General features: G+C 69.5%; 15 protein-coding genes and 1 tRNA gene. 8 read left to right on the top strand and 8 right to left on the bottom strand.

The features are described 5' to 3' along the window. Positions 1-164: 164 nt before the first annotated feature. From AB0K11_RS13420 to AB0K11_RS13410, 3 genes are all read right to left on the bottom strand, one after another. A complete protein-coding gene (locus AB0K11_RS13420) occupies positions 165-734 on the bottom strand; it encodes a hypothetical protein (protein WP_364977171.1) in 570 nt (189 codons plus the stop codon). 35 nt (positions 735-769) lie between these two features. Then, positions 770-1786: a hypothetical protein gene (locus AB0K11_RS13415; protein ID WP_364977169.1), complete on the bottom strand. Its 1017-nt coding sequence runs from the start codon at positions 1784-1786 to the stop codon at positions 770-772. Positions 1787-1957: 171 nt separating this feature from the next. Next, positions 1958-2031, bottom strand: a tRNA-Gly gene (locus tag AB0K11_RS13410). A gap of 45 nt (positions 2032-2076) precedes the next feature. Between AB0K11_RS13410 and dcd the strand changes: the two genes are divergently transcribed. From dcd to rfbA, 8 genes are all read left to right on the top strand, one after another. Then, the gene (dcd, locus tag AB0K11_RS13405; RefSeq protein ID WP_302914182.1) at positions 2077-2658 is read left to right on the top strand and encodes a dCTP deaminase; all 582 of its coding nucleotides are present in this window, start codon (positions 2077-2079) and stop codon (positions 2656-2658) included. 242 nt (positions 2659-2900) lie between these two features. Next, complete coding sequence (locus AB0K11_RS13400; protein WP_364977166.1) at positions 2901-4565, top strand: hypothetical protein; 1665 nt, start codon at positions 2901-2903, stop codon at positions 4563-4565. 87 nt (positions 4566-4652) lie between these two features. After that, a complete protein-coding gene (locus AB0K11_RS13395; protein ID WP_364977164.1) occupies positions 4653-5993 on the top strand; it encodes a UDP-glucose/GDP-mannose dehydrogenase family protein in 1341 nt (446 codons plus the stop codon). Positions 5994-6004: 11 nt separating this feature from the next. Then, a complete protein-coding gene (locus AB0K11_RS13390) occupies positions 6005-6331 on the top strand; it encodes a DUF1330 domain-containing protein (protein WP_364977162.1) in 327 nt (108 codons plus the stop codon). Next, positions 6328-7653, top strand: a complete 1326-nt coding sequence (locus AB0K11_RS13385) for a cytochrome P450 (RefSeq protein WP_364977160.1) — start codon at positions 6328-6330, stop codon at positions 7651-7653. The genes AB0K11_RS13390 and AB0K11_RS13385 overlap by 4 nt, the downstream gene beginning before the upstream one ends. 1 nt (position 7654) lies before the next feature. Continuing rightward, on the top strand, positions 7655-8398 hold the full coding sequence (locus AB0K11_RS13380; RefSeq protein ID WP_364977158.1) for a maleylpyruvate isomerase family mycothiol-dependent enzyme: 744 nt from the start codon (positions 7655-7657) through the stop codon (positions 8396-8398). A 74-nt stretch (positions 8399-8472) separates the two neighbouring features. Then, a complete protein-coding gene (locus tag AB0K11_RS13375; protein ID WP_364977156.1) occupies positions 8473-8838 on the top strand; it encodes a nuclear transport factor 2 family protein in 366 nt (121 codons plus the stop codon). 10 nt (positions 8839-8848) lie between these two features. Next, on the top strand, positions 8849-9712 hold the full coding sequence (rfbA, locus tag AB0K11_RS13370; RefSeq protein WP_364977154.1) for a glucose-1-phosphate thymidylyltransferase RfbA: 864 nt from the start codon (positions 8849-8851) through the stop codon (positions 9710-9712). Here the strand turns inward: rfbA and AB0K11_RS13365 are convergent. From AB0K11_RS13365 to AB0K11_RS13345, 5 genes are all read right to left on the bottom strand, one after another. Next, the gene (locus tag AB0K11_RS13365) at positions 9666-10925 is read right to left on the bottom strand and encodes a YibE/F family protein (RefSeq protein WP_364977152.1); all 1260 of its coding nucleotides are present in this window, start codon (positions 10923-10925) and stop codon (positions 9666-9668) included. The genes rfbA and AB0K11_RS13365 overlap by 47 nt on opposite strands. Before the next feature lie 30 nt (positions 10926-10955). Then, positions 10956-12257 (bottom strand): pyridoxal phosphate-dependent aminotransferase, encoded by a 1302-nt coding sequence (locus tag AB0K11_RS13360; protein ID WP_364978412.1) that lies wholly within the window; start codon positions 12255-12257, stop codon positions 10956-10958. An 85-nt stretch (positions 12258-12342) separates the two neighbouring features. Continuing rightward, positions 12343-15588 carry a heterodisulfide reductase-related iron-sulfur binding cluster gene (locus tag AB0K11_RS13355; RefSeq protein ID WP_364977150.1) on the bottom strand — a complete coding sequence of 1082 codons (3246 nt, stop codon included), beginning with the start codon at positions 15586-15588 and terminating at the stop codon, positions 12343-12345. Positions 15589-15727: 139 nt separating this feature from the next. Further along, positions 15728-18265, bottom strand: coding sequence for an isoniazid response ATPase/transcriptional regulator IniR (iniR, locus tag AB0K11_RS13350; RefSeq protein WP_364977148.1), 2538 nt, complete (start codon positions 18263-18265; stop codon positions 15728-15730). Positions 18266-18272: 7 nt separating this feature from the next. Continuing rightward, positions 18273-20108, bottom strand: coding sequence for an Hsp70 family protein (locus AB0K11_RS13345; RefSeq protein ID WP_364977146.1), 1836 nt, complete (start codon positions 20106-20108; stop codon positions 18273-18275). Between the last annotated feature and the right edge of the window lie 210 nt (positions 20109-20318).

Raw genomic sequence — 20318 nt, 5'->3', positions numbered from 1 at the left:
GATGTAATCCGGACTCGTCATCTTTCCAAAAGTTAGCCGTGAAGTGTAACCATCGAACCGTTACTAGTGCGATGGCTATACGCGCCGCGTCACATCGCCGCCCTGGACGCGCTCGCAGCGACGCCGAAGGTGACCGACACGGGAAATTTGATCCCGCTGCATGCTTAAGGCGCTTTGAGCGCACCGCCGTGTCGCACGAAACCATTCAGTTGACTCGGGACGTTGTTTACCTGCACGTACGCCGCATAGAGACGAATTATCGTGGCGACGAACAGCACGCCAATGAACGTCAACGCCGCCGCTGTTGTGCAGCTGAATCCACGGTTGATCGTCGGATCGCCAACGGCAAGCGGATAATTCATCGCCACGATGATCACTGTCGCGGCAGCCAGGCAAGCGAGAGCAGCGGTTAGAACGTGGGGCACTGCTTCGTCGAGATTCCGCTTCGCTTCCTCGGCGACTCTGTGTGCTTCATCCCTATCCGTCAGCTTCAGCCGGAGTGCTGAGAGCACCCCGGCTGTACTAAGTAGTCCGCCCATGAGAAGCGCCACACCGGCGAGCACCGCCGAAGGTGCCGTGAATCTCCAGCTCGTCCCGTAGGCAAGACTGCCAACTGCGATCGGTGCGCCCCAAATAATAGCCCGGGCCACCCAGTCGACACGAGCTTCATTCGTCAGCGTGCGCACGTGTGCACGGATGACGGGCATCGGATTGATCCGTGCTGCTGCACTCATTCGAGCACCACCCCCCTGGAGCGTCGAGCGCGGCCTCAAGCCGTCGTGGCGAAGAGTTCCGGCAGGCCGGTGGGCCAATTCGCCAAGTCTAGGCTCATCGTCCTCGCCAACCCTAGGGAAGCAAACTTTTCGTTCACCCGCCGAAAAAAGGCGTCGGTCTCACGCTGACTGCTTCTGTTGTCGTATGTGAATAATTCACTGTAAGCGTCGGGTCTGACGTGTTGAGTCTGTCCCTCGTGCTTCACAGAAACGTAGGCGTCGTCGAAGTCGACATGGGCGATGGCGGGTCCGACGAGGGCTCGTGCTTCGTTGATGCCCTCGGCCTTGCTCGTGCCGGTTCGCACCCAACCTCTCAACGTTTCCATGACGGTTACTGTCTGGCGCACCGGCGCAGCAAGGCGGTACTGGACGTGGTCGGGCAGCCCATTGCCAGGCGATGTGTGTTCGATGAGCACAATCTCTTGCGGGTCGCCGCTGCTCAACAGCGAGGTCACCTGAGCGCTGTCCGTCAACTGCTCGAAGCGCATTCGGCAGTGTTTGGACTCCGTCCCGGCGGCCTTATCCGCAATCACGAGCTCCTCTGACCATCGGCTGCTCCACTGGCGAAGTACGGTTACTGGGCACGAACGGGAGATGGTTTCTAAGGCCAGCACTCCCTCTAGTTCGCCCGGAGGCAGGGTGAAGACCCCGCGGTACTGACGTCGAGGCGCAAGGTGCTTGATCGAGACGTCCGGCGCGCCTTCCGCCGCGTTCATGGCGTCGACAAAGCCATCGTTCTTCCCGGACGACAGGCCGAAGAACACAGACATGCCCGAGCGTCTAACCCAGTCGAGCCGCACGATACGGCTGTTGGGGTCGAGCGGGACCGGCCGCCCGTCGTCGCCCCACGCTTCGAGGGGCGATTCGTGCCATTTGCGGCCGAGTTGCGCTTGGTAAGAACGGTGAAGGTGATCCGGGAAGTCTCCCCAGTCGTCGTTTACGAACGGTACGGCGGTGTTCCCCGTGCCGTTCATCCGCTCGATCTTGAAAATCCGATAACCGTACTGCGCCACCGTTTCGCCCCCACCGCTGCACCAACTGTCGTCAACCGATGTACCACAGTTCCCGAAGCAAAGGGGGAGGCGTTCCGGCCCGCCGCAATTTTGGAGTATGGGGATCACGGGACCGTTACGGACCGTCGGTCCGCGCGTCGGGTGTTCCGGGTGCTTAAGCCCTGCTCATCGTGGAGCCGATGACGGGAATCGAACCCGCGTATTCAGCTTGGGAAGCTGATGTTCTGCCATTGAACTACATCGGCGGTGTGGCTAGTGAGGTTAGCACCACGGGCCGATACGCTCGGCGAGTGCTCCTTTCCGATCGCGACATCCGCGCCGAGATCAATGCCGGCCGGATGGGCATCGATCCGTTCGACGACACCCTGGTCCAGCCGTCCAGCGTCGACGTGCGCCTCGACAACCTGTTCCGGGTGTTCAACAACACCCGCTACACCCATATCGACCCGGCGCTGCGCCAGGACGACCTCACCACGCTCGTCGAACCCAAGGAGGGCGAGCCGTTCGTCCTGCATCCGGGGGAGTTCGTGCTCGGGTCGACACTGGAACGCTGCACGCTGCCCGACAACCTCGCGGGCCGCCTCGAAGGCAAGTCGTCGCTGGGCCGGCTCGGCCTGCTGACTCACTCGACCGCCGGCTTCATCGATCCTGGCTTCACCGGCCACATCACCCTCGAGCTGTCCAATGTGGCCAACCTGCCGATCACGCTGTGGCCGGGCATGAAGATCGGCCAACTCTGCCTGCTGCGGCTGACCAGTCCCGCCGAGCACCCCTACGGCAGCAGCAAGGCCGGCTCCAAGTACCAGGGCCAGCGCGGCCCGACCCCCTCGCGGTCGTACCAGAACTTCATCAAGCACCCCGATCCCCGCTGACTCAACGCAAGAGGGAATGAACCGAACATTCCTCGTTGTCGTTGATCCGAGTAGGGTCGAAGTACCGGCGTCCGCGGGCATTCGGTGCGTCGCGATCCGGCCAGGGCTCCACCGCGCACAGCTAACAACGTCGGAATGTAACGACCACGCTGCTCGCGACGATGAAGTTCTAGTTGGAGACTCGTGACGGTCGACTGCGCAACGGCGAACGAGCAGGCGTAGCAAACACATTGGAGGATCTGGTGGACATCGTACTGGGTGTGTCGATGACACCTACGACGGTCCGCATGGTGCTGGTCGAAGGGGAGAAGGCCGACGGTGTGACCGTCGACCACGACGTCTTCGACATCACCGCAACCGAGGGCTCGGCAACGTCGAGCGCGGCCGACCAGGTCGTCGCCGCGGTGCTCGGCACCAAGGAGAGCGCCACCGAGGGCGGCCACGATCTGAAGTCGATCGGCGTCACGTGGAGTGACCACGCCGAGGCGTCCACACTGCGCGACACACTGACCGCCCGCGGCATCGACGACGTCATGCTGGTGTCCGAGGGGCACGCCGCCGCCGCGCTCGCGCAGGCCGTCGGCCGGACTGTCGGATACGCGACCACCGCGCTGCTGTTCATCGACCGGGACACCGCCACCCTGTCGGTGGTGCAGACCGACGACGGCTCCGTGGTCAAGGTGCTCAGCCGCAGCCTGCACAGCGACGACGCGATGGCTGTGCTCACCGAGATGGCCGCAGCGGTCGACGCCCAGGACTCCCCGCCCGACGGCATGTTCGTGGTCGGCTCGGGTGTCGACGTCAGCTCGGTCAAGGCCCACCTGGAACACATCGTCTCGCTGCCCGTCAGCGCACCCGACGAGTCCGCCATGGCGCTGGCGCGCGGCGCTGCGCTCGCATCGGCGCACGCCCCCGCCCTCGAGGCCTCCACCGTCGGACTGGCCTACTCACAGGATCCCGACGACGGCCCGACCGCGGGCGGTGCCTACGCGGCGCTGGCCGCGGCTGCCACCCAGATGCGACCGGTCAGCGAGCCGGTGCCCGCGCCCGAGGACTTCGTGGCCGCCGGGGCCGACCTGCCTCACGACGAGAGCCGCAAGCCGTTCCTGCTGGTCGGCAGTGCACTGACGTCGGTCTTCGTGGTGGGTGTGGTGGCACTCGCGATCTCGCTGGCCGTCAGCATCCGGCCGACCGCCGATCAGCGGCCCAGCCCGGCGCAGAGTGCGATCGTCCCGAGCATCACCCAGGCCCCTGCGGCGCCCGCCCCCGTCCGGGAGGCTCAGCCCGTGCAGGCTCCGCCGGCCGCGCCGCCGCCGGAGACCATCAAGGCTCCCGTGCAGGTGGTGCAGCAGGCACCGGTGCAGCAGGCACCGCCGCGCCAGGTGTACGTCGAACCCGCGGCACCCCCGCCCGCTCCGGCGCCCGCCGCTCCGCCTCCCGCTCCCGCGCCGCCGCCGGCCGCGCCCGCACCGGTGATCGCGCCGCCAGCGGTGGTGCCGCCGCCGGTCGCCGTCTATCCGCGTCCGCGTTATCCGGTCTTCCAGCCGCCACGCGTCTACGAACCGCCCAAGTCGCCCTGGAAGCCACCGTGGACGCCCCCGTGGCAGAACGACGATCCGCCGAAGAGTGACTCGGACTGGCCGCAGGTTCCTCAGCAGCCGCAATACCCGCAGTATCCCCAGTACCCGCAGTATCCCCAGGTGCCGCAGACCCCTCGGCAGCCGTCGTTCCCGTTCCCGGGTTCCGGCTCGGATTCGGGTGGCCGGGGCGATTATGGGGATTCCGGGTCACGTGGCCGTGGCGACTACGGGTCGGGCTCGGATTCGCGTGGTCCCTCGGGCGGGGACCGCGGGTCCTCGGGCGGCAACGGCGGGTCGCCGTTCTGGCCGTTCCCGTCGCTGGGCTGATCACCCACGTCTGTTCGTCATCTGGTGTTGGGCTGCCGATCAGTGTCGCGTAGCGGTTAGCTCATCGCGCCCGCCTATTCAGGCAGTATGCGATGCACCGTATTCGGTACGGGATACCTCGGCGCGACCCACGCGGCCGGGATGGCGGCACTCGGCCACGAGGTGATCGGTGTCGACATCGACCCGGGCAAGGTCGCCAAGCTGGCGGCGGGTGAGATCCCGTTCTACGAGCCCGGCCTGGCGGAACTGCTCAACGAGAACCTGGCAGCCGGCCGCCTGCAGTTCACCACCGACTACGAGCAGGCCGCCGAGTTCGCCGACGTGCACTTCCTCGGCGTCGGGACTCCGCAGAAGAAGGGCGAATACGGCGCCGACCTTCGGCACGTGCACGCCGTGATCGACACCCTGGTGCCGCGACTGCGCCGGTCCGCGGTGATCGTCGGCAAGTCGACCGTGCCGGTGGGCACCGCCGCCGACCTCGCCGAGCGGGCCCGCAATTTGGCGCCCGATGGCGTGGACGTCGAGGTGGCCTGGAACCCCGAGTTCCTGCGCGAAGGCTTCGCGGTGCACGACACGCTGCACCCTGACCGCATCGTGCTCGGTGTGCAACGGGACTCGGTGCGCGCCGAAGCGGCGGTTCGCGAGCTCTACGCGTCGATACTCGCCGAGGAGGTGCCGTTCCTGCGCACCGATCTGCAGACCGCGGAGCTGGTCAAGGTGTCGGCCAATGCCTTTCTGGCCACCAAGATCTCGTTCATCAACGCCATCTCCGAGGTGTGCGAGGCCGTCGACGGCGACGTCACCCTGCTCGCCGACGCGCTGGGCTACGACCCCCGCATCGGCCGGCGCTTCCTCAACGCCGGCCTGGGTTTCGGCGGCGGCTGCCTGCCCAAGGACATCCGCGCCTTCATGGCCCGCGCCGGCGAACTGGGCGCCAACCACGCGCTGACCTTCCTGCGCGAGGTCGACAGCATCAACATGCGGCGCCGCACCCGGATGGTGGAACTCGCCACATCCGCCTGCGGCGGCTCACTGCTCGGCGCCAACGTCGCCGTCCTCGGCGCCGCCTTCAAGCCGGAGTCCGACGACGTTCGTGACTCCCCGGCGCTCAACGTCGCCGGCCTGCTGCAGCTCAACGGGGCGACCGTCAACGTCTACGACCCCAAGGCGATGGAGAACTCGCGGCGGGTGTTCCCGACGCTGAACTACTCGACGTCGGTGATCGAGGCCTGCGACCGCGCAGACGCCGTTCTGGTGCTCACGGAGTGGCCCGAATTCGTCGACCTCGACCCCCATGAGCTGGCCGCCACGGTGCGGGCGAAAGTCGTTGTCGACGGCCGCAATTGCCTGGATCCGGAGCGGTGGCGCGCCGCCGGGTGGCGGGTGTATGCGCTGGGCCGACGCATCGCGGAACCGCCTGCGGCGTAGCGTCGGGGTGTATGACGGTATACGCGCTCAACCTGTTCGACGTCGCGAACGCCGACGAGTACCGGGCCTACTCCAAGCGCTCCCCGCAGGAGGTCGCCAAGCACGGTGGCCGGGTCGTGGCACTCGGAAAGTTCCGCGAATCGATGATCGGTGAACTCGAGCCGCGCCAGGTGCTGATCCTGGTGGAATGGGACTCCCGCGAAGCCTTCGAGGGCTATCGCGACGAACCGGCGCTGGCCGACCTGCACGCCCACCGCGAGAACGGCACGTCGTCCTACATCTGGCACCTGTTCGACCGGTTGGACGACCTGCGACCCGTGCTGGGGCTCGACCGATGAGCACTCATCTCAGACAACGCATCCGGTGGGTCGCCCTGCACGGCGTGATCCGCGGGCTGTCGACGCTCGGGGCGCGGCGCGGCGACCCGCAGGCCCGCCTTATCGCCGACCCCGTCGTCCGGGAGAACCCGGCCGCCTTCGCCGACGAACTGCGGCCGCGCGGCCCGGTCATCCGCGGCAGAGCCGCACTGCTGACGTTCGACCACGCCGTCATCACCGACCTGCTGCGCAACGACGACTTCCGCACCGTCCCGCAGGGCAGCAACCTGCCCGCCCCGCAGCGCTGGATCACCCGCAAGACCGAGACCGGACTGATGCACCCGATCCAGCCGCCGTCGCTGCTGTCGATCGAACCGCCCGACCACACCAGGTGCCGGAAGCTGGTGTCGTCGGTGTTCACGGCCAGAGCCGTTGCCGCCCTGCGGGACCGCGTGCAGCAGCGGGCCGACCTGCTGCTCGACGACCTGGCCGGCGACGGCGCCGTCGACGTGGTGCAGCGCTACTGCGCGCAGCTGCCGGTGGCGGTGATCAGCGACATCCTCGGTGTGCACGAGCGCGACCGGCCGCAGATCCTGCGCTTCGGCGAACTGGGCGCACCCAGCCTCGACATCGGGCTGTCCTGGCAGCAGTACCGGCAGGTGCACGAGGGCATCGTCGGATTCAACACGTGGCTGCGCGGCCACCTCGCGGAGTTGCGCCGCAGTCCCGGCGACGACCTGATGAGTCAGCTGATCCAGGCCAGCGCGGCCGCCGACGCCGAAAACCGGCTCAGCGACCCCGAACTCGAGGCGCTCGCCGGACTGGTGCTGGCCGCGGGATTCGAGACCACGGTGAACCTGCTGGGCAACGGCATCCGGATGCTGCTGGACACCCCGGAACACCTCGACACCCTCGCCGCGCGCCCGGAGTTGTGGCCTACCGCGGTGGAGGAGATCCTGCGGCTCGACCCGCCGGTGCAGATGACCGCAAGGGCCGCCCTCAGGGACGTCGAGGTGGCGGGCACGGCGCTGCGCCAAGGCGAGACCATCGTGCTGCACCTGGCCGGCGCGAACCGTGATCCGGCGGTGTTCGCCGATCCGCACAGGTTCGACATCGAGCGCGACAACGCGGGCAGGCACCTGTCGTTCTCCGGTGGCAGGCACTTCTGCCTCGGCGCCGCCCTGGCCAGGGTGGAGGGCGAGGTCGGCCTGCGGACGTTCTTCGAGCGATTCCCCGACGCGCGGCTGGCCGGCTCCGGCAGTCGCCGCGACACCAGGGTGCTGCGGGGGTGGTCGAGTCTGCCGATCACGCTCGGCACCGCGCGTGCGGCGCTAGGTTCGTGACGTGGATTTCCGTGCCGCACTGCTCGAACAGACCGATGCCTTCGGCGCAGTGATCGCCACCGGCGAGCCCGACGCGCCGGTGCCCACCTGTCCCGACTGGACCCTGACGCATCTGTTCCGGCACGTCGGCCGCGGAAACCGGTGGGCCGCACAGATCATCGCCGACCGGCGCAGCGAGGCCCTCGACCCGCGCGAGGTGCGCGACGGCAAGCCGCCGGCCGAACCCGACGCGGCACTCGACTGGCTCATCGCCGGCGCGCAGCTGATCGTCGACGCGGTGGAGCGGGTGGGCAGTGCCAGGGTGTGGACCTTCGCCGGACCGCGGCCGGCCGGCTGGTGGATCCGGCGCCGCCTGCACGAGGTGCTCGTGCACCGGGCCGATGCGGCACTGGCCGTCGGCGGCGTCTTCGAGGTGCCCGCCGACCTCGCCGCGGACGCCATCAGCGAATGGGTGGAGCTGATGACCAACCCGACATTGATCACCGGCGCGCTGGACCGCGGACAGACGATGCACCTGCACGCCACCGACAACGGCCTGGGCGTCGCCGGCGAATGGACCGTCGTGCACGACCATGAGGGCGTCTCGTGGACGCACGACCACGGCAAAGGCGATGTGGCCCTGCGTGGTCCGGCCCGGGACCTGCTGCTGGCCATCACCCGGCGCCGCACCGCCGCCGAACTCGGCCTCGAGATGTTCGGGGAGGCCACGGTCTGGGACACCTGGCTGCAGCGCACGCAGTTCTGAGCCGAAACGGCTCGGGCAGTGCGATCCCGGGGCGATGAGCTCATCGGCGTCGCGCCGTAGGCTACCGTGCGAGCATGAGCACTTCCGAGATCGCGACGGTGCTGGCATGGCACGACGCGCTCAACGAGCAGGACTTCGACACCCTGGTCACGCTGTCCAGCGACGACATCGAGGTGGGCGACGCCAACGGTGCGGGCCAGGGGCACGCGGCCCTGCTCGACTGGGCACGATCGGCGGGCGTCACCGCCGAACCCGGCAAGCTCTACGTGCGCGACGGCGTGGTCGTGGTCGAACAGCGGATCGCGACGCCCGACGGGAGCAGGGCTGCCGCGTCGGCGTTCCGGGTGGTGCACGACAAGGTCACGTCGGTGTTCCGGCACGACGACCTGGCATCGGCGCTGGCCGCCACCGAGCTCACCGAAGAGGATCTGAGCGGCTAGGAGGCTTCGTGTGAAGGGCATCATCCTGGCCGGTGGATCGGGCACCAGGCTGCATCCGATCACGCTCGGCGCGAGCAAGCAGCTCATGCCCGTGTACGACAAGCCGATGATCTACTACCCGCTCTCGACGCTGATGATGGCGGGCATCCGTGACATCCTGGTGATCACCACGGCCGCCGACGCGCCGGCCTTCCACCGCCTGCTCGGCGACGGCTCGGCGTTCGGGATAGATCTCACCTACGCCGTGCAGGACCGCCCCGACGGACTCGCCCAGGCGTTCGTGATCGGCGCGTCGCACATCGGCACCGACTCGGTGGCACTCGTGTTGGGCGACAACATCTTCTACGGTCCCGGCCTCGGCACCAATCTCAGCCGGTTCGGCGGGGTGAAGGGCGGAGCGATCTTCGCCTACTGGGTGGCCAACCCGTCGGATTACGGCGTGGTGGAGTTCGACGACAACGGTGTCGCGCTGTCGCTCGAGGAGAAGCCCGCCACCCCGAAGTCGCACTACGCCGTGCCCGGGCTGTACTTCTACGACAACGACGTCGTGGACATCGCCCGGTCGCTGAAGCCCTCCGCCCGCGGGGAATACGAGATCACCGAGGTCAGCCAGACCTACCTGGAGCAGGGCCGGCTGTCGGTCGAGGTGCTCGCGCGCGGCACCGCGTGGCTGGACACCGGCACCTTCGACTCGCTGCTGGACGCCGGCGATTTCGTCCGCACCATCGAGCGTCGCCAGGGTCTGAAGATCAGTGTGCCGGAGGAGATCGCCTGGCGCCTCGGCCTGATCGACGACGACCAGCTCGCCGCCCGTGCCCAGGAATTGCTCAAGTCCGGCTACGGCGGCTACCTGCTGGAGCTGCTGGAGCGGTAGGCGTCGCCAGCACCGCCGCGATCCCGGTGGTGAGCGGCACCGAAAGGGCGAGTGCGATGCCGCCCACCGCCGACCTGGCGATCTCGATGGCCACACTCTCACTGGTCAGCACGTCGCCCAGTGCGCGGTTGGCGACGCTGAACAACAGCAGCAGCGGCAGTGCGCTGCCTGCGTAGGCCAGCACCAGGGTGTAGACGGTGCTGGCGATGTGGTCGCGACCGACCCGCATGGCGCCGACGAAGATGTTGCGCCGGGTGGCGCCCTCGAGCTCGGCGAGCTCGAACACCGTGGAGGCCTGCGTCACTGTCACATCGTTGAGCACGCCGAGCGAGCCGATGATGAAGCCGGCGAGCAGCAGGCCGGTGATCGACACGTTGCCCAGATACGCGGCGACCTCGTTGTTCTGATCCTCCGACAGTCCGGTCAGATGCGCGAGTTCGATTGCCAGCCAGGACAACAACGCCGCCAAGAGAAGTGCGGTGAGGGTGCCCAGCAGCGCCGCACTGGTGCGCAGGCTGACCCCGTGCGCCAGGTAGATGACCGCGTACAGGATCACCGCGGACGCCACCAGCGATACCGGCACGGCTGACGCGCCGTCACGCAGGGCCGGCAGCAGGAACACCACCAGCACCCCGAACGCCACCACGATGCCGATCAGCGCCCGCAATCCGCGCCACCGCGCGACGGCGACCACGACGACGGCGAACACCGCAGCCATCCCGAACAGCGGCCACGCCCGCTCGTAGTCGTAGAACGAATAGGTGGTGGTGCCGCCCTGATCGACCTGGCGGATGATGCGAATGTCATCCCCGGCCATCAGATTCGGCTGGCCCGGGCCGCCGCCGAACTCCACCAGCGTGTTCGCGCCCTTGTTCGGTCCCGAGTCGATGGCGATGAGGGTCTGCACGCATTCGGCGCCCTCGCCCTGCGCGGGCACCGGGTCCGCGGTCAGTACGGCGCCCGCCGACGGGCTGCCGCAGGTGCCGAGGCTGGTGGACACCACGTGGCCGCCCTCGGTGGTCACCGCACCGCCCTGAGCGTTCTGGAACGGCAGCGGGATGTCGACCTTCTGCTGGCCGGGCCACAGCAGCGCCGCGCTCGCGAGCACCGCGATGCCGATCGCGATCAGCAGGCCGACGACGATCTTCGCGGCCAGCGGGCCCAGTGGGGCCGGGCCGCTCAGGGAATGGGAGTGGGCATGGGAGTGCGTCACCCGGTCAGGGTAGAGGGCGACACTGGCGGCTCACTGCCGGTAGCTCACCAGGAAGTTTCCGAGCCGTTCGATCGCGTTGGACAGGTCCCGCGCCCACGGCAGCGTGACGATGCGCAGGTGGTCCGGAGCCGGCCAGTTGAACCCGGTGCCCTGGGTGACGAGGATCTTCTCCTGCAGCAGCAGGTCGAGCACCAACTGCTCGTCGTCGACGATGTCGTACACCTCGGGGTCCAGGCGCGGGAACGCGTACAACGCGCCCTGCGGCTTCACACACGACACTCCGGGGATCTCGTTCAGCTTCTCCCACGCCACATCTCGCTGCTCGAGCAGCCGGCCACCCGGTAGCACCAGGTCGTCGATGCTCTGATGGCCACCGAGGGCGACCTGGATGGCGTGCTGCGCGGGCACATTCGGGCACAGCCGCATGTTGGCCAGCAGGCTGATGCCCTCGATGAAGCTGCCCGCGTGCTCCTTCGGGCCGGTGATCACCAGCCAGCCCGCCCGGTAACCGGCGACGCGGTAGGCCTTCGACAACCCGTTGAACGTCAGCGTAAGCACGTCCGGCGCCACCGAGGCCATCGCGATGTGCTCGGCGTCGTCGTAGAGGATCTTGTCGTAGATCTCGTCGGCCAGCAGCAGCAGTTGATGCTTGCGGGCCAGTTCGGCCATCTGCTCGAGGACCTCCCGGCGGTACACCGCACCCGTCGGGTTGTTCGGGTTGATCACCACCAGTGCCTTGGTGCGGTCGGTGATCTTGGACTCCAGGTCGGCGATGTCGGGCTGCCAGCCCTGGGTCTCGTCGCAGATGTAGTGCACGGGGGTGCCGCCGGCCAGCGACGTCGACGCCGTCCACAGTGGATAGTCCGGCGCGGGGATCAGCACCTGGTCGCCGTTGTCGAGCAGGGCCTGCAGCGTCATGGTGATCAGCTCGGAGACGCCGTTGCCGAGGTAGACGTCGTCGACGTCGAAGCGCGGGAAGCCGTCGACCAGTTCGTAGCGGGTGAACACCGCGCGGCGCGCGGGCATGATGCCCTTGGAGTCCGAGTAGCCCTGGGCGTACGGCAGGGCCGAGATGATGTCGCGCATGATGACGTCTGGCGCCTCGAAGCCGAACGGCGCGGGGTTGCCGATGTTCAGCTTGAGGATGCGGTGGCCCTCGGCCTCCAGCCGGGAGGCGTGCTCGTGTACCGGGCCACGGATCTCGTAGAGCACGTCCTGCAGCTTCGAGGACTGGTTGAACGTCCGCGGCCGCGGCGTGTGGCTGGTGTGCCACATCTTCTCCGCGGGCACCTGTTGGCTGGTCACGTCTCCCATGGTCGCACCGGCGTCCAGTGAATTAGAAATTTCGGCTGGTTATTGCGTCCACGGTCGTGACACGAGCCGGACCACGACCGTGGACGCAAAAACGCCGCTGCGGCTACCGCTTGCCCGGGCGGCGGGCGCCCTTGGCGATGCCGAGACCCTTCACCGGGGCTTCGTCGCCCACGACGCGCGCCTCGCCGCCGTCCGATTCGTTCGCGTCCGATCCGTTCGACGACGGCTCGGCAGGCGCCGGGTCGGCATGGGCCTCGCCGTTGGTCTCCGGCGCCGGTTCCGGCGTCGCCTCAGGCGCGGGCGTGCTGGGAGCAGCCTTCTTGGCCGGCGCCTTCTTCGCCCCCGGCCGACGGGCGCCGGCAGCGATGCCGAGTCCCTTGACCTCGGGCTCCGGACGGGCTTCGTGCTCCTCGAGGCCGCGATCCGAGTCGGCGGTGTCGTCCGGTTCCGTGCCGGCCTCCACCTGATCCGGGTCGACGTTGGCGGGCTGCACGACCGTGGCCTCGCCCTCGTTGGGCGATACCTTCTTCGCGGGCGCCTTCTTCGCGCCCGGGCGGCGTGCGCCCGCGGCGAGGCCGAGACCCTTGACCTCGGGCTCCGGCGTGGCAGGCGCCTCCGCCTCGGCAGGCGCCGCGGCGATCGGCTCGGCCTTGGCCTCTGCGGGTGCGGCGGCGGTCTTCTTGGCGCCGGGTCGCTTGGCGCCGCCGGCCAGGCCGAGGCCCTTCACCGGTGCGGCGGCCGGCTTGTCGGCGGCGGGTGCGTCGGCCTTGGCCTCTGCGGGTGCGGCGGCGGTCTTCTTGGCGCCCGGTCGCTTGGCGCCGCCGGCCAGGCCGAGGCCCTTGGCCGGTGCGGGCGCGGGCTTCGTCTCGGTCTTGGCCTCCGCGGGTGCGGCGGCCGTCTTCTTGGCGCCGGGCCGCTTGGCGGCACCGGCCAGGCCGAGGCCTGTCACCGGCTTGACCTCGGCGGCGTCGTCCGCCTCGGCCGGTGCGCCGGCCTCCTCGGCTTCCTCCTCCTCGACGGCAGGCGCCTCGGTGACCGTCTTCGCGGCGACCTCGGCGCGCTCCTCGGCCTGCTTGGCCGCGGTGCCCTTCTCGGGCAGCGTGACCGAGCTCTTGTCGATCGAGCCCAGCAGCAGCTGCGCGACGTCGAGCACCTCGACCTTCTCGATGTCCCTGGCGGAGGCGACGTCGTCGACACCGTCGGTGATCATCACGCGGCAGAACGGGCAGCCGGTGGCGATCGCCGATGCGCCGGTGTCGATGGCCTCCTCGGTGCGCTCGGTGTTCACCCGCTTGCCGATGTGTTCTTCCATCCACATCCGTGCGCCGCCGGCGCCGCAGCACAGGCCGCGGTCGGCGTGCCGGGGCATCTCGGTGAGCTTGGCTCCCGAAGCCCCGATCAACTCGCGCGGAGCGCTGTACTCCTTGTTGTGCCTTCCGAGGTAGCACGGGTCGTGGTACGTGATGTCCTGCCCGCTCGGGCTGCCGTCGACACCCGTGACCGGCACCAGCTTCTTGTCCCGTACCAGCCGGTTGAGCAGCTGGGTGTGGTGCAGCACGGTGTACGTGCCGCCGACCTGCGGATACTCACGGCCCAGGGTGTTGAAGCAGTGCGGGCAGGTGACGACGACCTTGCGGTCCACCCGCTCGACGCCCTCGAACAGGCCGTTGAGCGTCTCGACGTTCTGCGCGGCGAGCTGCTGGAAGAGGAACTCGTTGCCCGAGCGACGGGCCGAGTCGCCGTTGCAGGTCTCGCCCTCGCCGAGGACGAGGAACTTCACGCCCGCGGTGGCGAGCAGTTCCGCGACGGCCTTGGTGGTCTTCTTCGCCCGGTCCTCGTAGGCGCCGGCGCAGCCGACCCAGAACAGGTACTCGAAGCCCTCGAAGGTCTCGACGTCCTTGCCGAACACCGGCACGTCGAAGTCGACCTCGTCGATCCAGTTGGTGCGGTCCTTGGAGTTCTGTCCCCAGGGGTTGCCCTTGTTCTCCAGGTTCTTGAACAGCACGCCGAGCTCACCGGGGAACTCCGACTCCATCATCACCTGGTAGCGGCGCATGTCGACGATGTGGTCGATGTGCTCGATGTCGACGGGGCACTGCTCGACGCACGCGCCGCACGTGGTGCACGACCACAGCACGTCGGGGTCGATGACGCCGCCCTGCTCCAGCGTGCCGACCAGGGGCCGGGTCGCCTGCAGCGGGCTGTCGGCGGGGATGCGCTCGAAGCCGGATTCGGGAACGTGCTCGTGGGAGTGTTCCTCGCTGTGCTTCTCGCCGCGCGCCTCTTCGCCGAGGCCGCCCTCCGGGGTGTTCTCGAGCGGGCTCTCCTTGCCGTCGAGGAAGTACGGCGCCTTGGCGAACATGTGGTCGCGCAGGTTCATGATCACGAGCTTGGGCGACAACGGCTTACCGGTGTTCCAGGCCGGGCACTGCGACTGGCAGCGGCCGCACTCGGTGCAGGTGGTGAAGTCGAGGAAGCCCTTCCAGGTGAAGTCCTCGATCTTGCCGCGGCCGAGCACGGCGTCCTCGGCGGGATCCTCGAAGTCGACCGGCTCGCCCTTGGACTCCACCGGCAGCAGCGGGCCGAGGCCGTCGGGCATCCGCTTGAACGTGACGTTGATCGGCGCCAGGCCGATGTGCAGGTGCTTGGAGTGCAGCACGATCAGCAGGAACACCAGCATGACGGCGATGTGCCCGAGCAGCGCGATCGTCTCGATCCACTCGTTGGCGGTGTGGCCGAGCGGGCGCATGATCCAGCCCATGAACTGGGAGAAGAACGCGCCGTTGCCGTAGGGCAGGTTGCCGACGACGGCCGCCGCGCCGCGGACCAGGGCGTAGGTCCAGATGACGTTGAAGATCATGAACAGGATCAGCCACGCGCCACCGGTGTGCGAGCCGTAGAACCGCGAGTCGCGGCCGTGCTTCTTCGGCTCGCGGACGATGCGGATCACGGCGAAGGTCGCGATGCCGGCCAGCACCATGACGGCGAAGAAGTCCTGCAGGAAGCCCAGCGCATCCCAGCGACCGACGAAGGGGATGTGGAAGTCGTGGTCGACGAGCAGGCCGAACGCCTCGACGTAGACCGAACCGAGGATGAAGAAGCCCCACATCGTGAAGAAGTGGGCGATGCCGGGGATCGACCACTTGAGCAACCGGGTCTGCCCGAACACCTCTTCGAACTGCGTGGTGATGCGCTTCTTGAGGTTGTCCTTGCGGTTGTTCGCCTCGCTCGTCGGCTGGCCGGAACGGATCAGTTTCGTGAGCCAGAGGAACCGCTTCACCGCGAGCGCGCCGACCACGGCGATCATCAGAGCCCCGGCGATGATTCTGATCAGCATCTGCGTGTCCACGCGCGCCTCCCCGGCTAGGTAAGTTACTCAACAGTAACTTAGACGATGTTACTCGTCAGTAACTTAGGCTATGTGCCTGCTCATAGTGACACCCCGGTCCTGGGCGCCGCCACGAAGGTTGACCTAACTAGTCGGTTGGTTACCCCTGCGGCGCCAGCATCGCCCGCAACATCGAGAGCATCTCCGAGCGCGACTCGGCGCCGAGGCGGCGACGGATCCGGGCGACGTGATGCTCGACGGTCTTCGCCGAGATGAAGAGTTGGGCGCCGATGTCGCGGTAGGGCATGCCGAGCAGCAGGAGTTCGGCGACCTCCCGCTCGCGGTCGGAGAGCCGCGAGGACGCGGGCGCCGATGCCGGCGTCGACGACGGTGTCCGCAGCGGTTGAGGCAGGTCGGTGGCGTGGATCTCCACATCGTCGCCCGCGACGGACTGCTTCAGGTCTCGGGCCAGCTGCAGCATGGCCTGAGAAATTCGGCCGTCGGGTGTCTGCAGCGCCGCCTGCCCGGCCAGCCTGGTGGCATCCCAGGTCAGACCGAACTGCGACAGCGACCGCGCCGCCGCCGTCACCTCGGTGACGTCGACGTGATTGGCCAGCACCCGCAGCCAGGTGCGACCCGCCGTGGCCAGTGACTTCGCGAAGGCACTGCTCCCGGCCGCCGCGGTGAGGGCCTGGCCGTGTGGGGCCACCGCATCGGGAGCATTGGCCAGGATCCCCGCATGCACTCCGGACCAGTGCAGCGGCGTCGACCACAACACCGGATTGCCGAGCGACTCGAGCAGCCCGAACGCCTCCGCGAGCGGATGCGCCAGCCGGTCCACCTGACGCATCCGGGCGGCCGCCACCCAGAGCTCACCCAGCGGAAGCAGCGTGAACAGGTCGACCGAGTACTCGGCGAGCACCTCCATCGCGGCGTACCAGTGCTTCTGCATGGCGCCGCTGTCGCCGCTGCGCCGGGCGATCGCCGTCTGCAGCGCCGCCGACCACAGCGCGTCGCGCCGATGCAGGGTGGCGTTCGCCGTGCCCGCCACCCCGGCCGCCGCCGCGCCGAGCTGGCCGTCCTGCATCCGCACCCAGCCCGCCAGCAAGCGGTGTCGGTGGGTGACGAAGATCTCACCGTCGGCGCCGTCGGTTTCCCGGATCGCGCGGCCGATCACGCTTCGCGCCCGCACGGGATCACCGCCGTGCATCGCGGCCAGGGTGACCAGCGCCGCCGGGGTGTCGGGCGCGACTGCGGGTGAACCGCGCTCGGCGGTGATCGCCTGGCTCAGCCGTGCGACCGCGACGGGATACGGCTGGTCCAGCGACTGCATCAGACCTTCGGCCAGGCTGCGCGCCGCCCGCGCCGTCGACGTCGGTGGCCCGGCGCTGTCGGCGGTCAGCACCGTGCGCGCCGTGGCCGGATCACCCGCGGCCACCGCGACGACGGCGCCTGCCGCACTGATGACCGCGTCGGGGTAGGGGCCCAGCCAGCGGAACAGGTCGGCGGCCTGTGCGGCGCCGCCGTCGTGCACCGCGATGCTGGCTGCGACACGCACCGCGGCGGCCCGTTCGGCCGGGTCCTCAGAGGCCAGCAGTTCGTCGGCGAGGCGACCCGCGGTGGAGCAGTCGCCGGTGAGTGCCAAGGCGTCGGCCAGGCGGGCGTCGAGCGCGGTGGCGCCCGCGTCGGCGGCGGCCCGGTAGAGCCGCGCGGCGCGGGCCGGTTGGCCACGGACCCGGCCCGCGAGTTCGGTGAGTGCGGCGGCCAGCCGCTCGTCCCGCAGCCCGTGTTCGGCCAGTTGAAGCGCGAGATCGGCTGTCAGCGTTGACATCTCGATCTGGGTGCCGAGCAGCGAGATCTCGATCTCGTGATGACGCGCCGCGCCCGCGATCTGCGCGGCGCCGAGGTGCACCGAACGCAGGAAGGCCGGGTGGTGCGACGGGTCGATCAGGCCGCTGGCGCGAGCGCCGTCGACGAGGTCGAGCGCGGCGGCCTGGCTCACCCGCAGCGCCGCCGCCACGTCGTCGGGCCCGAGGTCCGCGCTCAGCGACGACACCAGCAGGGTGTCGAGGACCGGCCCGTCGACCCGGCGCAGGCGCTCGGTCAGCGCGACGGCGCCTGCCCTGCGGATCGCAGCGGGAGCGGTGGCCGGAACGGTCAGCCCGTCGGCGGCCAGCGCGGCGCGCAGCAGGAACGGCACTCCGCCGGTGGCGGCGGACAGCGCCCGCACCAGCTGTGCCTGCGGCGGCACGCCCAGCGCGGCGGCTGCGGCGCGGTGCACGTCGGCCGGACCGAGTGGGCCGAGCGTGACCACCGGGTTCTCCCGAGCGAGCGCGGTGCTCAGCGACTGCAGCGCGGCATGCCGCAGGCGCGCCTCCGCCGACACCACCACCGTGGAGGCGGGATCGGCCGCCCGGTCGGCGATCAGGTCGAGTTCGGCGTCGCCGAGCAGGTGCGCGTCGTCGACGACAAGCGCCGCGTCGGCCGGGTCCTCAGGACGGGGCGGGCGGGTGAGCACCGTGCGGCCCGCGTCGCGCAACGCGCCCCGCACCGCGGCGAGGACAGCACTCTTCCCGGTGCCGATCCCGCCGGAGACCAGCACCTTGACCGGCGTGGTCGGGGCGGCGAGCAGTGCGGTGACGAACGCGCTCGCGGCCGGCGGAACGTCGGTCAGGCGGTCCGGCGCCGGGTTGGGCATCGGCGGGTCAGGCGCCGTCGCCCGGCACGATCACCGTGGTCGGCGGGTCCGGGGGATCGGGCGGGTCCGGAGGATCGGGCACCACGGATGTGGTGGGCGGCGGCTGGGTGGTCGTCGGTTGGGTCGTGGTGGGCTGCGTCGTCGTGGTCGTGGTCCGCGTGGTGGTCGTCGTGGTCGCAGTCGTGGTGGTGGTGGTCGGCGACGTGGTGCTCGTCGGCGACGTGGTGGTGGTGCTGCTCGGTGGCGGCGGAGGCGGCGGCTGGCTCACCGTCGTGGTGGCACGGCCGTCGGGCCCGACGGTGACGGTGGTGACCGGCGGCGGCAGCGGAGCAAGCGATGGCTCCATCGAATAGGTGGTGCTGGTCTCGGTGACGGGGCCCGAATCGCCGGAGCTGCCGGTCAGCGTCACCGCGAGGCCACCGATCGCCGCGAGCGCGGCCACCGCGGCGGCGCCGAACAGGATCGGCGGCCGCTTGTACCAGGGCAGCGGTTCGGGTTCGGGCGGATACTGCTCCCGCTCGCCGCCGGGGGCGAAGGCGATCGGAGGTCGTGCGGCGCCGGTGCCGGCGTCGACGGTGTAGTCCTCGCCCGCGTAGGGCACCGGCTCCTCGGTCGGTGCGTCGTCCTGGGACCAGGCCAGGGCGCGGAAGGTGGCCGACGACGCTCCGTCCGATGCGGACTCGGCCGCCGCCAGTCCCGCCGCGCCCGCGGCCCATGCCGCCGGCGCCATACCCGTGGGCGCATCGGCGGCCGGCGCCAGTCCGGTCGGCGCATCGGCGGGGATGGGCGCCATCCCGGTGGGCGCGTCGGCGCTGAGCCCGCGACCGGCCACCAGCGCCGCGCCCGCCGCGATGTTGAGCTGGGACTGCGGGGTGGTGACGACGGGTGCGCGCAGTCGCTCCGAGAGCTGCTGGGTGACCAGCGGGATGTGGGCGCCCCCGCCGACAGTCGCCACCGCCGAGACGTCTGCGGGCGCGATGTTGTTGCGCCGCAACGTGTCCTCGACAGCGGCCAGCACACCGGCGAGCGGTCCGGCGATGAGTTGCTCGAGTTCGGCGCGCGTCACCCGGAAGTCCGTGCGCACACCGGGCAGCTCGGCGGGCACCACCGTCGCGGTCTCCGCGGACAGCCGCTCCTTGGCCTGCCTGCACGCGTCGCGCAGACGGGCCAGCGAACTGACCGCCGCGGTGCCTGCCGGGTCGGCGTCGTTGGCGTCGGCGAGACCGGCGATGACGTGGTTGAGCAGCAGCTGATCCACGCGGTCGCCGGAGAAGTCGGTGTGACGGACGGTCTGGCCGACGGCGTCGAGGTTGGATGACGCGTCGGCGAGCGTGATGTTGGTGCCACTCCCGCCGAAGTCGCACAGCACGACGACGCCCGCGTCGGGCAGTCCGGGTGCGGCCTGCAGCGCGGCCAGTGCGGCCACCGAGTCGGGGATGAGTGCTGCCGGGGAGCCGTCGGAGGCGAGCCCTGGATGGTTGCGCAGCGCCCCGCGCAGCGCGCCGACGGTCGCGGGACCCCAGTGCGCGGGAACCGCGATCGCGACCGGGGCGCCGCCGCCCGCGGTGCGGGCCATCGCGTCCAGCGCCTCTGCCAGCACCTGTTCGCCGCGGTGAGCCGAACCGTCGGCCGCCACCAGCGGCACCGGATCGCCGACGCGGTCGACGAACCCGCTGAGCACCATCCCGGGGGAGGTGCGAGGCGGGTTCTCGGCGGCCAGCCCGACCTCGGGCGGGCGGTCGTCGAAAACGGTGAGAATCGATCGGCGCATGACCGGGTCGCGGCCGAATCGGGCCGCGACGAGATTGGTCATTCCGATCGACAACCCCAGCGAGTCGGTCATCTACTGTCACTCCTGCTGTCTCGGCCGGTGTTCACCTTAGCGGCTCGGCCCCCGAAGTCGCGGAACATCCCCCTAGTGGCGCGAATCCCCTAACGCGCCGTCCCCTAACGGCCGCTCCGCGAGGCTGGGTTCGGCACCGATCCCGGGGCGCACCTGCGCCGATAGCATCGTGGGACATCGGCGAACCGCCGAAGGACATCGACATCATCA

This window comes from Mycobacterium sp. NPDC050551, from assembly GCF_040674075.1.
GTDB lineage: Bacteria > Actinomycetota > Actinomycetes > Mycobacteriales > Mycobacteriaceae > Mycobacterium.
The sequence above is the reverse complement of the archived record's forward strand: the minus strand, read 5'-3'. Positions and strand labels throughout refer to the sequence as shown.

Excerpts from the sequence above, each read along its gene's own strand:
- AB0K11_RS13420 (WP_364977171.1), bottom strand. The coding sequence starts at position 734 with ATGAGTGCAGCAGCACGGATCAATCCGATGCCCGTCATCCGTGCACAC.
- AB0K11_RS13395 (WP_364977164.1), top strand. The coding sequence starts at position 4,653 with ATGCGATGCACCGTATTCGGTACGGGATACCTCGGCGCGACCCACGCG.
- AB0K11_RS13390 (WP_364977162.1), top strand. The coding sequence starts at position 6,005 with ATGACGGTATACGCGCTCAACCTGTTCGACGTCGCGAACGCCGACGAG.
- AB0K11_RS13385 (WP_364977160.1), top strand. The coding sequence starts at position 6,328 with ATGAGCACTCATCTCAGACAACGCATCCGGTGGGTCGCCCTGCACGGC.
- AB0K11_RS13375 (WP_364977156.1), top strand. The coding sequence starts at position 8,473 with ATGAGCACTTCCGAGATCGCGACGGTGCTGGCATGGCACGACGCGCTC.
- iniR (WP_364977148.1), bottom strand. The coding sequence starts at position 18,265 with ATGCCCAACCCGGCGCCGGACCGCCTGACCGACGTTCCGCCGGCCGCG.
- AB0K11_RS13345 (WP_364977146.1), bottom strand. The coding sequence starts at position 20,108 with ATGACCGACTCGCTGGGGTTGTCGATCGGAATGACCAATCTCGTCGCG.